This window comes from Sorangium aterium (genome assembly GCF_028368935.1).
Classification (GTDB): domain Bacteria; phylum Myxococcota_A; class Polyangia; order Polyangiales; family Polyangiaceae; genus Sorangium; species Sorangium atrum.
This window is the reverse complement of the sequence record NZ_JAQNDK010000001.1, coordinates 2,187,724-2,200,394: the sequence shown is the minus strand read 5'-3', so window position 1 is coordinate 2,200,394 and position 12,671 is coordinate 2,187,724. Positions and strand designations below refer to the sequence as shown.

At 71.5% G+C, this 12,671-nt stretch carries 9 protein-coding genes; 4 read left to right on the top strand and 5 right to left on the bottom strand.

Translation table 11 applies throughout. The features are described 5' to 3' along the window. Positions 1-10: 10 nt before the first annotated feature. From POL72_RS07810 to POL72_RS07800, 3 genes are all read left to right on the top strand, one after another. Positions 11-1,138, top strand: coding sequence for a hypothetical protein (locus POL72_RS07810; RefSeq protein ID WP_272094401.1), 1,128 nt, complete (start codon positions 11-13; stop codon positions 1,136-1,138). A gap of 115 nt (positions 1,139-1,253) precedes the next feature. Next, on the top strand, positions 1,254-2,369 hold the full coding sequence (locus POL72_RS07805) for a hypothetical protein (RefSeq protein WP_272094400.1): 1,116 nt from the start codon (positions 1,254-1,256) through the stop codon (positions 2,367-2,369). A 732-nt stretch (positions 2,370-3,101) separates the two neighbouring features. Next, positions 3,102-4,235: a DUF6544 family protein gene (locus POL72_RS07800; RefSeq protein ID WP_272094399.1), complete on the top strand. Its 1,134-nt coding sequence runs from the start codon at positions 3,102-3,104 to the stop codon at positions 4,233-4,235. A gap of 21 nt (positions 4,236-4,256) precedes the next feature. On the opposite strand, the gene POL72_RS07795 is transcribed toward POL72_RS07800, so the two are convergent. The 5 genes from POL72_RS07795 to POL72_RS07775 all read right to left on the bottom strand — a co-directional run bounded on the left by POL72_RS07795 (position 4,257) and on the right by POL72_RS07775 (position 10,793). Next, positions 4,257-4,445, bottom strand: coding sequence for a hypothetical protein (locus tag POL72_RS07795; protein WP_272094398.1), 189 nt, complete (start codon positions 4,443-4,445; stop codon positions 4,257-4,259). Between the two features lie 95 nt (positions 4,446-4,540). Next, positions 4,541-6,502 (bottom strand): sugar-binding protein, encoded by a 1,962-nt coding sequence (locus tag POL72_RS07790; RefSeq protein WP_272094397.1) that lies wholly within the window; start codon positions 6,500-6,502, stop codon positions 4,541-4,543. 176 nt (positions 6,503-6,678) lie between these two features. Next, positions 6,679-9,501 (bottom strand): cation-translocating P-type ATPase, encoded by a 2,823-nt coding sequence (locus POL72_RS07785; RefSeq protein ID WP_272094396.1) that lies wholly within the window; start codon positions 9,499-9,501, stop codon positions 6,679-6,681. A 13-nt stretch (positions 9,502-9,514) separates the two neighbouring features. After that, positions 9,515-10,351: a PspA/IM30 family protein gene (locus POL72_RS07780; protein ID WP_272094395.1), complete on the bottom strand. Its 837-nt coding sequence runs from the start codon at positions 10,349-10,351 to the stop codon at positions 9,515-9,517. Between the two features lie 52 nt (positions 10,352-10,403). After that, a complete protein-coding gene (locus POL72_RS07775) occupies positions 10,404-10,793 on the bottom strand; it encodes a CesT family type III secretion system chaperone (protein ID WP_272094394.1) in 390 nt (129 codons plus the stop codon). A gap of 383 nt (positions 10,794-11,176) precedes the next feature. Between POL72_RS07775 and POL72_RS07770 the strand changes: the two genes are divergently transcribed. Beyond that, positions 11,177-12,670, top strand: coding sequence for a serine/threonine-protein kinase (locus POL72_RS07770; RefSeq protein WP_272094393.1), 1,494 nt, complete (start codon positions 11,177-11,179; stop codon positions 12,668-12,670). Position 12,671: the final 1 nt, after the last annotated feature.

Genomic DNA, 12,671 nt, shown 5'->3' with positions numbered 1-12,671 from the left:
GGAAGGAGCGGTGCTGATGCGGAGCGTGCGGCAGAGAAAGCTGGCAGGGCTTTGGCTCCTCGGCTTCGGAGGGGCGGCGGCCAGCGGGTGCGACGGCGCCGGGGCGTACGACTGCGCGGAGGCGGTCACGTGCGAGATCTGGAACGACGACGGCACCAGCAACGGGTACTGCTGGGGGCAGTGCGTCCACGCGCCGCCGGAGTCCTTCGGCGCGCCGAAGCTCGTCTGGACAGGGCCCGAGGTGCTCGCGCCGGCGTCGTGCGCCGAGCTCGTGCGGGTCGTCCCCGGGACCGGCGAGCGGATCCCGTTCGGTGGCGCCACGCGGACGCTCTTCGCGCGGGCCATGCCCGAGGCAACGCACGGCTGCCCCGCCTGCGCGTGCACGGCGCCGTCGTGCGCGCTCCCGCGGACCGTGACGGCGAGGTCGGTCGAGGCGTGCGGCGACGGCAGCGCGGGGACGCAGACGTCGTTCCTTCTGCAGGCAGGCTGGGACGGGTCGTGTGTGTCGCCCGGTACGGTGGCGCCGGAGCAGCTCGGCTCGCTCTCGATCGGTCCGGCGATCTTGGAGCCGTGCACACCGATTGTGGCCGACGAGCCTCCGCAGCCGCTCTCGGGAGGCGTGGGTGAGGTCGCCGTCGGGTGCACCGGTCCGGTGGAGGGGAAGCTGTGTCCGGACGACGCGGAGCTCTGCATGCTCGAGCAGCAGCCAGCCCATCTGCCCGACGGCTGGCGTCATTGTATCGTCGGGGAGGGGGATCTCGGCTGCCAGAAGCCCGAGGGAGGGGCGGACCCTCAGAAGATATTCTCGGACAGGCTGGGGGTGTTCTATGAGGACCTTGTGACCGCGCCCGCGTGCTCGCCGTGCACCTGCAAGGCGCCGGAGGCGAGTCGGTGCGAGGCGCTCGTGGTCGCCTGGGAGGACGGCGCCTGCAGCGACATCCTCGTCGGCGTCGATGTGACCGAGCGTGGGATCTGCCTGATTCCTGAGCCGATCTCCAGCCTGGGCAGCGTGAGTGCAACGTGGCTCTCGAACGAGCCCGGGACGTGCACGCCGACGGGTGGCAATCCCAGCAACGACAGGGTGGTCGGCGTGGCGAAGACGGTCTGCTGTCTGCCGAAGCCGCTGGAGGCGCCGTGAGCGCGTGGTCGAGAAAACCGGCAGGCGGCAGGAGCGCCGGCCGCGGCCGGATCCAACCGAAGGTTCAGGGTGTAAGGGCTCCTCGGGAACGCGCGGGGAAGGCGGTGAGGTCGCGATGACTTGGAACGGAAGGTGGTGGCTCCTGCGCGCGTTGATCTCGCTGCCGCTGGGGGGGCTGGGCGGCGCGCTGGTCGCGGGTGGCTGCGGCAGCGCGGAGCCGCCGTGCGGTGAGCCGTGGAATCCCTGCCTCATCACCAACGAGGACGGCACGAGCAACGGCGTCTGCGCCGGGAAGTGTGTGATACAGCCGATGGACGGCTTTTACGACCCGAGGCTCCTGTGGATCGGAGACGCTGACGACCCCGAGCCGGCGTGCGAGGACCTCACCGGCTTCGACCTCCAGAGTCGCACCACGGAGCAGATCGCCCCGAGGCGGTCCTTCCGGTTCCGGACGCTGCTGCCGGGCGACGAGCCCTGTTCCAAGTGCAAATGTAGCGTTCCGTCCTGCTCCATGCCGGAGATCGTTGCAGCGCACTCGCACGCGTCGTGTGAGAACACCCCGGCGGCGACGCTCCGGCCGTTCAATCCGCCGCGGAACTGGCAAGGCGAATGCACGTCTCCGGGGACCGTGCCGGCAGAGGAGTTCAGCGCGATCTGGATCGCGCCGGGGCCGGATGGCTCGTGCACGCCGTCCACCGTGGGCGAGCCCTCTCCGCCGAAGAGCCCTGCGAAGATCGCGGTCGCGTGCAGTGGCCTCGTGATGAATACTTGGTGTCCGGAGAACGGCGAGGTGTGCATGGTCAACCAGCAAGAGACCAACGTGCCCCCCGGGTGGCGGTACTGCATGATCTCGCGGTACGAGGGGCCTCGCGAGTGCTATCCGCCCGCCGGTCCCGGGGAGCGGCCCAGGTTCTCTGACAAGCTCACCTTCTATGACCAGGACCTCGAGCGGAGCTGCACGCCATGCGTCTGCGTGCCCACGCGCACGCCGAGGGAGTGCGTCGCGCGGGTGAGCGCCTACTCGGATAGCGCGTGCAGCGAGGGCGCGCTCCTCGGGACGACGACGGTGACTGCCGGCGAGGTCGATCGCTGCTTACGTCCCGAGGAGGATGGTGCGGCCCTCGGCAGCATCCGCGCCGAATGGGAGGTCAACGAGCTGGGGCTCTGCGAGCCGGCCGGCGGCGAGCCGTACCCGACCACCGTCTGCTGCCTGCCGGAGCCCGCCGGATGACGCGGCCGTGAACCCTCCGTTTCGGTCGTGGGATCGTTCTCCGTTTCGTCGTCGAGTGTCATGTCGTCGGCTTCTGGAACGCTGGTTGGCGTATCGGGCTCCGTCTCCGGGAAAGTTTCTGATGGATGCATGACACAAGATGCAACACATAGAGCGACTCCATAGAGAGAGACGATAGCGGCAACCGTGGGAACCATTCGCATGAGATCGGCAACCGACGCAAGCAGCGGTCCACGTCGGTCGAGTGGGGCGATGCCATGTGGCAGGGACATCTAGTGTCCATTGGGGGGTTGGAGGACGTGGAGAATTCCCTGTCCCCGTCGTCTCTCCGAACGCGGCCGGAGGGATCGCGGCCCAAGTCAGCTGAGCCCGTGCCTGTGGACCACGAGTCAGGAGTCGATGGTGTCGGAGCCGTGGCTGAGAGCGATGCCTTCGGACGGGGGCCGAACCGCGCGGAGCTTCTCGTGCACGTCCAGCGGGAGCGAGCGCTGGTGCGCCTCGGGGAACCGGAGCAGCAGCGACGGCGAATGGGGCGCGCAAGATCTGCGTGGACGGCGGTCGGGCTGCGCGTCTCGGCGCTCGGTTCCGCGCGAATGGACCGCGCCCTCGGCGTCGCTCGTGGTTTGGCACGCGTGCTGCAAAAGTAACAATGAGCACGTGAGAGACGGAGTCATCCGCCTACGACGAGGCGACGGCTGGGCGCAGCAGGCGATTCCGAGAAAGAGACACTCCATGCGGCTCGGATTGGCGATCCTGATCGCGCTCCACGGCGCGATTCACCTCATCGGATACCGCGAGTGGTCGAAGCTCGCAGCCGCGGGTCAGCCGAGCGATCGCACGCTCGTGCCCCTCTCGCCCACGGGCAGTCGGGTCTTCGCCCTGCTCTGGCTCGCGGCGCTGCTCGTGCTGCTCGCCGCGGCAGCGCTCTGCGCCCTGCGGCGCGACGCGTGGGGGGCGCTGGCGCTCTCCGGCGTGCTCCTCTCCCAGGGCCTCATCGTCCTCGCGTGGCCCCAGGCGAAGTTCGGGACGCTCGTCAACGTGCTCATCCTCCTGGCGATCGTGTCCGCTGCCAAACACGCACGCTTCCACCACGAGGTCGATTCGGAGATCCGAGCGCTGCTTGCGCGCCCCGCCGAGCCGCACGCCTCCAGCGTCGAGCCCTCCGAGCTCGAGCGCCTGCCTGCGCCGGTGCGCACCTGGCTGGAGGCCTCGGGCGTCGTCGGCCGGGAGAGGGCTCAGACGGTCCGGCTGAGACAGCGCGGCGAGCTCCGGACCAGCCCAGACGCCGCCTGGATGCCCGCGGAGGCCGAGCAGTACTTCTCGGTCGACGAGCCCGCGTTCGTCTGGAAGGTCACGACGAAGATGATGGGCATCCTCCCGATCGAGGGCCGCGACAAGTACGCCGCTGGCAAGGGCCAGATGCTCATCAAGGCGGCGTCGCTCGTCAGCCTCGTCGACGCGGCCGACGAGAAGATCGACCAGGGCGCCATGCTGCGATTTCTGGGCGAGATCGTCTGGTTCCCGTCAGCGGCGCTCCGCCCCTACATCGCGTGGGAGTCTATCGACGCGACGAGCGCGAAGGCGACGATGCGGCACGCAGGGAAGGTCGCGTCGGCGGTGTTCATGTTCGATCCGCAGGGGCGCGTGGTCGGGCTCCAGGCAGAGCGTTATCTCGGCGGCGGCGCGGACGCGAAGCTCACCCCCTGGTCCGTGTCGTGCTCGGACTGGCGCACGTTCCGGGGTATCCAGATTCCGAGCCAAGGGGAGGTCCTGTGGAAGATCGAGAGCGGGAGTTTCAGCTACTACCGCTGGGAGATCCTCGACGTGGAGCACAACCCACCCGCGTTCAGCGGGCTCGGCGGGTGAGCCCGTCCTCTCCGTGCGGCGTCATTCCGGCGTGACCACCTCCAGCAGGTGCCCCAGCCCCCGCGCGCGGAGCGTCTCGGCCTGGAGCCGCTCCGCGACCGCGTTGAGCTCGCCGAGCGCCTGGCCGGAGCCGCCGCGCACCACGAGCGCGATCGTGGCCCCCGGCGCGCCGGAGGGACCAGACGAGGTCGTGAAGCGAAGCTCGGCCACCTGCGCCCCTCAGGCCCGCGAGGGCCCTCGGCTCACCCGCGCGTCGCTCGCGGTGAGACCCAGCGTTTTCCGACGCCGCGAGGCCCTCTTCCCGCCTACTTGGCAAAGATCGACCCGTTCCAGACGTACCGCGCCGGCTGCGCTCCGCCCCACGGCAGCAGCAGCGGCTCGAAGCCGCCGACGGGCGCCTTGTCCTGGTTGAAGGGGTACGTCTGCTCCGTCCACTCGACGGCCTTCCCCGGGGCGAGCTCGATCCCCATCTTGTCGCCCACGCGCACGAACTTGAGCTCGCCGGCGATCTTCTTGCCGCCCACGCTGCGCGCGATCTCGGCCGCGAAGATCCGCTGGATACTCTCGCCGTCGACCCGGAAGATCATCACGACGTCGCGGTCCACGGTCCCGCCGCCCGCCTCCTTGGGCGCCGCCGCGCGGACGGTGCCGTGGACGATGATCTCCGCCTTGCCGTCGCCGGTGAGATCGAGCGCGCGCACCGAGCGGATGTCGGCCGGAGAGGCGAACTGCGCGAGCGTCATGAACGCGTACCCCGCGCCGCCACGGAACCCCTTGCCGAACACCACGATGTCGCGGTCGTGCAGGAGCACCCGCTCGGGCTCCTTGCCGCCGGCCACGTCGGCGCCGAGGTCGAACTGCGGCTTGCTCGCAGAGGCGCTCCGGTCGCGCCGGTAGAGGGCGTACACCTTGTCGAGCATCTCGGCCGGCGAGAGGCCGGCCGGCTTCGGCGCGGCCCGCGCCTCCTCGGCCCTCGCCGGCGCCGGGCGCGGCCCCGCGGCGCCCGCCTGCCGCTGCTCGCTCGCCTTGGTGAACACCCCGCCGGTCAGCTTGTAGAGCTGCGACTTGATCGACCCCCACGGCAACAGCAGCGGGTCGTACGTCGTCTCGACCCCCTCCGCGTAGTTGCTCGCGTCGTACCGGGTCGCCTTGCCCGGCTCCACGCGGATCGCCACCTTGTCGCCGTCCGCCACGAAGTCGACGTCGTTGACGACCGAGCCCTTGTCCGTCGCGATCGCGATCTCGTGCTGGAAGATCGGCTTCGGCGTGTCGCCGGCGCCGAACTGGAGCACGTGCATCACCTCGCGGTACTTCGCGCCGCTGCCGGAGCGCTTCCGCAGGATGAGCTCCGCCTGGCCGTCGCCCGTCAGGTCGCGCGCCGTGAGCGACGGCAGCATCCCGTCCTTGGCGTCGACCCCGAGGTCCTCGAAGTAGTACTGCGCGCCCTTCCGGAACCCGGGGCCGAGGACGATCATGAACCGCTCGTAGACGAGCACCCGCTCCCGCATCGCATCGCCGGCCACGTCGGCGACGAGGTCGTAGCTCGCGCGGCCCTGGATGCCCTTGCTCCGGAGGAGGCCGTCGGTGAGCGCGAGCTCCGGCTCGGTCGCGAGCGGCGACAGCGACGCGTACGCCTCCGAGGCGGCGCTGCCGACGACGGCGTCGACCCCTCCGCCGTCGTCGTCGTGGACAAAGAGCCCCGCCCGCAGCCCGACCCGGGTCGTCGCCGCCTCGGGGAACGCCGCCCAGGGGACGCTCGCCTCCAGCGTGTACCCGCCGCTGCGGGGGGCCTCGACGACCCTCGCCCCGGCCACCGCCTTGCCGCCCGGGACCTTGACGCTCCCCGCTGTCTTGCCCGGCTGCCCCGGGTAGAGCGCGACCTCCTGCACCTTTCCGCCCGGGAACCCGATCACGACCTTCACGTGATCGGCGCCGCCTCGCAGCGTGTCGTCGGTCACGTCGGCCGCCACGTAGATCCGCGCGTCGTCGTAGGCGATGGCCACCTGGGCGGCGAGATCGGCCTTGCTGGGCTTGCCCTTGAGCTTGAGGCCGAGGGAGGTGAACGCCACCGGCCACTCCTTCGGGACCCCGTCGAGCTTGAGCCATTTCGACTCGACGAGCGGCGCCGCGATCGGCGTGCCGGCGGCGAGGGCGGGGGAGGGGGCGGCGGTGGTCAGCGCCGCCAGTGCGACCGGCGCGAGCGCGGCGAGGCGGGAGCCGGAGGTTTGCGCCCCCGGCGCACGGTGCGAGTGTGTTTTACGTCTCATAAGCTCGGGTTTGGACGCTTCTCCGCGCCCGCTTGTTCTTACCACGAGCACTTTCTTTCCGGATCGCTCCGCGTCGCCCACGTCGCCCACCCGACGCGGCACCCTGGACGCCGCGAGGCGGCGATCTCGACGTGGCAGGCGAGGGGACCCGGCGGTGCCGAGGCCCTCACCCGCTGTCATCCGTGGGGCCCGGGAGAGGGCGTGAGGCGGGCGGGGCCGGCGCCTTCGGGGCGGATCCGGCGGTACACGAGCTTTGCGATCTCGACGGCCGGCACGATGAGCGCCGAGAGGACGAGCAGGAGCATCCACTCGCTCGACGACATCGCGTACGTGCGGAAGACCGGGCGCAATGCGGGCACGAGCAGCGCGATCAGGTGGATCGCCGCGCTCGCCGCGACCGCCAGGAGGAGCGGGAGGCTGATGAGCGGCTTCGACGCGAAGAGCGAGATGACCGGGCTCCGGCAGCTCCAGGCGTGGAAGAGCGGCGACAGCGCCAGCAGCGAGAAGGCGACGGCGCGCGTGCGGAGCAGCGCCTCCTCGGTCTGGTCCGACGTCGCGTAGAGCGCGACGGCGGCGAGCCCCATGATCGCGCCGACGTACAGGATCCCGAGGTAGTCGCGCTTGACGAGCAGGCCCTCGTCGCGCGGCCGCGGCGCCTCGGACATGAGCTGCGGATCCGGCGGATCGATGCCGAGCGCGAGCGCCGGCAGGCCGTTCGTGACGAGGTTGATCCAGAGGATCATGAGCGGCGTCAGCGGCGGCCACTTGCCGAAGAACGAGACGACGAACACGGCCACGAGGAGGCCCATGTTCGACGAGAGCAGGAAGAAGATGAACTTCTGGATGTTGCGGTAGATGGCGCGCCCCTCGCGCACCGCCTCGACGATGGTCGCGAAGTTGTCGTCCGCCAGCACGAGGTCCGCCGCCTGCCGCGCCACGTCGGTGCCCCCGCGCCCCATCGCCACGCCGATGTGCGCCTCCCGGAGCGCGGGCGCGTCGTTCACGCCGTCGCCCGTCATCGCGACGATGTGGCCGTGCGCCTTGAACGCCCGCACGAGCCGGAGCTTCTGCTCCGCCGTCGTCCGGGCGAAGACGCGCAGGTGCATGATCCGCCGCGCCAGCTCCTCGTCGCCCATCGCCGCGAGCTCCGCGCCGCTGAGCGCCTCGTCGCCCTCGTCCCAGAGCCCGATCTCCTTGGCGATCGCCGTCGCGGTGAGCCGGTGGTCGCCGGTGATCATGACGGCGCGGATGCCGGCGCGGCGGCACTCGGCCACCGCCTCCTTCACCCCCTGCCGCGGCGGGTCCATCATCCCGACCAGGCCGAGGAACGTGAGCTCGCGCTCGACGTCGTCCTCGTCGCGGCTGAGCCGCACCCGGCGGCAGATCGCGAGCACGCGCAGCGCGGCCGCGCTCATGCGATCGGCCTCGGCGACGATCGCGACGCGGTCGTCCTCGGTCAGCGCCCGCACGCCCTTGTCGTCGGCGAACTTCACGCAGAGGGGGAGGAGCACGTCGACGCTCCCCTTCACGTGCGCGATCTCGCGGCCGCGCTCGTCCCGCGTGATCACCGTCATCCGCTTGCGGTCGCTGTCGAACGGCAGCTCGTGCACGAACGCGTGCGACGGCGCGACCGACTCGCGCGAGTAGTTGCCCTTCGCGGCCAGCGTCAGCAGCGCCCCCTCGGTCGGATCGCCGACGATGTTCCAGCGGCCCGTCGCCCGGTCCTCGTCCAGCGACGCGTTGTTGCAGAGCGCGACCGTCGCGAACAGGTACGTGAGGGGCGCCGCGTGGTCCACGACCTCCGCGCCGTGCTCGTCCCGCAGCGCGCCCGCCGGGTTGTACCCCTCGCCGGTCACCGTGTAGCGGCGGCCGCCCGCGTACACGTGGCGGACGGTCATCTCGTTCTGGGTGAGCGTGCCCGTCTTGTCCGACGCGATGATCGTCGCGGCGCCGAGCGTCTCGACAGCGGGCAGCTTGCGCACGATCGCCCCGCGCCGCGCCATGCGCTGCATCCCCAGCGCGAGCGTGATCGTCGTGATCGCGGGCAGCCCCTCGGGGATGGCGGCCACGGCGAGGCTCACGCCCTCGAGCAGGAGCTCGTGCCACGGCCGGCCGCCCCGGATGAACCCCCAGCCGAGCAGCACCGCGGAGAGCGCCAGGCACACCCGCAGGATCACCGAGCCGAAGCGATCGAGGCGCTCTTCGAGGGGCGTCTTCTGCTCGCCGACCGAGCGGATCATCTCGCCGATCCGGCCGAGCTCGGTGCCCACGCCGGTCGCGGTCACCACCGCGCGCCCCTTGCCGCGCACGACGCTCGTGCCGGTGAAGACCATCGTGACCCGGTCGCCGAGCGGCGCGTCGCGCGCGACCGGGGCGAGCGCGTCCTTGACCGCGGCCGCGCTCTCGCCCGTCAGCGCCGCCTCCTCGGTCGCGAAGCTGATCGTCTGCACGAGCCGCGCGTCGGCCGGGACCGAGTCGCCCGCCTCGAGCTCGAGGATGTCGCCGGGCGCGACGTCCTCGGCCGCGATGACAACGGTCTTGCCGCCGCGGCGGACGCGCGCGTTCGGCGCGCTGAGCTTCTGGAGGGCCTCCAGGGCCGCCTCCGCGCGCCGCTCCTGGTAGTAGCCGAGGAAGGCGTTCAGGATCACGATGAGCAGGATCGCGATCGCGTCGCCGAACCGGTGGAGGAAGCTCTCGTCCTGGTCGGCCGTGAAGCCGACGACCACGGCGATCGCCGCCGCGGCGAGGAGCGTGAGCACGAGCGGGTTCGCGAACTGCTCGAGGATGCGGACGAGCGCGCTCTTCTTCTTCGTCTCGGGCAGCCGGTTCTTGCCGTGCTCCGCGAGGCGCCTCTGCGCCTCGGCGTCGGAGAGCCCGCCGGACGAGCTGACCCCGATGCGCTCGAGGAAGGCGCCGACCTCCTCGGCGTGGACTGGGATGGGAGCGGCGGGAGAGGCGTTCGGTCCGGCCGTGCGGAGCGCCGTGGCGGCTTGGCTCATGGGCAGGCGTGCTCTAGCGCTTCATCCTGGCTTGTTCACGTTGTTCTTCGGCCTCGAGCTCCGCGATCGCCGCCGCGAGCTCGTCCTGCTCGGCCTGGGGCGCGGCGGCCGGCGCGCCGCCCGCGCCGGCCACGCGCACCTGAGGCGGCGGCGCCGCGGCGGGCGGCGGCTCGGGCGGGAGCACGCCCATCTTCCGCTTGAGCGCGAGCAGCTCGTCGTCCGCGCCCGCCGTCGCCTCGAGCTGCCCGAATCGGTGCGCCAGCGTGTCGCCCGTGTACTGCTCGGCGATCTCCCCGGCGGCCTCGGCCTCGGCCTCGATCTGGTCGATCTTGTTCGCCATCCGGTCGAACGTCTCGAAGGCGGAGGCGTTGTTCAGGCCGCTCATCGTCTCCTGGATGGCCTTCTGCGCCTCGGCCCGCTTCTTCCGGGCGATGAGCACGTTCTTCTTGCGCTTCGCCTCCTCGATCTTGTTGTTCAGGAGGCGCAGCGCCGTCTTCAGCTGGTCGACGGCCTGCTTCTGCTTCTGCCACTGGTCCTTGTAGGAGGTGGCGAGCTGGTCGTGCTCCTTCTTGCGGTTCAGCGCCTCCTTGGCCAGCGCGTCGTCGCCCGCCTTGATCGCGAGCATCGCCCTGCGCTCCCACTCCGCGGCGTGCGCGGCCTCCTGCTCGGCCTGCTTGGCCAGCCGCTTCTCGTCGGCGATCGAGACGGCGACCTGCTTCTTCGCCTCGATCAGCTGGTTTGCCATGTCGATGACGACCTGGTTCAGCATCTTCTCGGGGTCCTCCGAGCGGCTGATGAGGTCGTTCAGGTTCGACTTGATGAGGGTCGCAAGGCGCGCGAAAATTCCCATAGATCAGCTCCAACTCTCGGGTGCGCAGGGTCGAAAGGCGCGGCGGGTCTGCTCAGCTGAGTGCGAGATCGTGCAGCACGGGGACGTGGCGGGCGAGCGCGAGATCGATGTCGCTCAGGATCGCCTCGAGCTCGTTCATGTCGAGGTTCTCGAGCTCCAGCGCCGCCGACAGGACGACGGTGCCCGCCTCGATCCCATACGAAGCATGCATCAGATCGGTCGCGTTGTACTCGAGCAGGCGGCGGAAGAGCTTGGTCTGGTGTGCGTCGTCTCCGGGGACAGGGCCGATCGAGACGCGCACCGCCACGATCGGCGGGTCGATGCGGATCGCGATCGGCGGCGCTCCCGCGCCCCCCGAGACGAGGTAGGTACCGGCGTCGTTCTCGAACCGGCGATCGAGCTGCAGGAGGTAGGTTTCGACATCCTCGGCTGTGCGCGGCATGGCGCGCCGAGCCTACAGAATCATGTCGCCTCGGGCTAGTGCCGCGTCCCTCGGATTCTTCCCGGGATTCCGCGGGCTGCGGGCTGCGGGCTGCGGGCCGCGGGCCGCGGCGACGACGCCGCGACGATCGTTCATCGAGCCCGCGCGGCTCGCCGTGGTCCTCCGAACCATGGCGCCCCCTTCGTTGGGTTCGTGCTCCGATCGCATCGGCGCGCTGTCACGTCACGAGCGCGCAATCCAGGCCCGCCGCGCGCCGCGCGCCTGGATTGCGCGCCGCTCCGTGATCGGTTCTGCTCGCTCCGGGAATCACCGCCTTTCCCCGGACGCTCGCTTTTTTCTCACCTGTCCGAGAGTGGCGGTGGTACGGTCCCGATCCAGGTTACGTGGCGATCCACCCGGGCGACGTCGTTGCTGGCTACCGTGTCACCCGCCTGCTCGGGCGGGGCGGCATGGGCGAAGTCTGGGCAGCAACACGGGAATCGGACAATCAGCAGGTTGCGATCAAGGTCCTGCTGGCGCGCGCCGCGATGAAGCCGGATCTCGTGCGGCGCTTCGACCGCGAGGCGAAGATCGCCTCGGCCATCCAGAGCCCGTACGTCTGCCAGCTGCTCGAGGTCGGCCAGACGGACGAGGGCGAGCACCTGCTCGTGTTCGAGCAGCTCGACGGCGAGTCGCTGGCGGACCGGCTGAAGCGCGAGCAGTACCTGCCGTTCAGCGAGGTCGGGCCGATCATCGACGACGTGCTCCAGGGGCTCGTGGCCGCGCACGCCGCGGGCGTCATCCACCGCGATCTGAAGCCGGGCAACATCTACCTCGAGCACCTCGGCCTGCCGGACCGGCGCGAGCGCGCGAAGATCCTCGATTTCGGCATCTCGAAGCTCACGCGGCGCGAGAAGGAAGAGCCGACGCTCACCGCCTTCGACGCGACGCTGGGATCGTTCGCGTACATGGCGCCGGAGCAGGTGCGGGGCGCCGCGCGGGCCGACGAGCGGGCCGACATCTACGCGGTCGGCGCGGTGGCCTTCCGGGCCCTGTCCGGGCGGCTGCCGTTCGAGGGGGCGAACGCCGCGGTGCTCGTCGCGATGAAGCTCGACCGCCCGGCGCCGTCGCTCGCCGAGGCGACCGGCGAGAAATGGCCGGTGGGCATCGAGCGCTTCCTCGAGCGGGCGCTCGATCGCCGGCGCGAAGGGCGCTTCGGCTCCGCGGGAGAGGCGCTGTCGAGCTGGCGCGCCATCCAGCCGGCGAACATCACCCGCGCGACGCGCCGCTCGCAGCGGAGCAGGTATCCCTCCGAGCTGCCCGACGCGTTCCTGGAAGACAACCCCACGGTCGTCGACGGCCCCCCGACGATGACGGAGAACGGCGGCTTCACCGACGCCGGCCACAGCTCGCCGCCCCCTGCTCCGCTCGCCCCTCCCAGGGCCGGGAGCACCGTGCCGCCGCCGCCGCCGAGCAGGGCCGCTGCGCCGCCGGCGTCGCCGAGCAGGACGGGCGTGGGCGCGCCGCCGGCGCCGCCGAGCAGGACCGGCGTGGGCGCGCCGCCGGCGCCGCCGAGCAGGGCGGGCGCGGGCGCGCCGCCGCCACCGCCGAGCAGGGCGGGCGTGGGCGCGCCGCCGCCACCGCCGAGCAGGGCGGGCGCGGGCGCGCCGCCGGCGCCGCCGAGCAGGGCGGGCGCAGGCGCGCCGCCGCCACCGCCGAGCAGGGCGGGCGCGGGCGCGCCGCCGCCACCGCCGAGCAGGGCGGGCGCGGGCGCGCCGCCGCCACCGCCGAGCAGGGCGGGCGCGGGCGCGCCGCCGCCACCGCCGAGCAGGGGCGGGGGCGCAGAGATTCCCCGGCCGGAGGGACCCCCTTCGCGCCGCAAGACAGAGAGGCACTGAG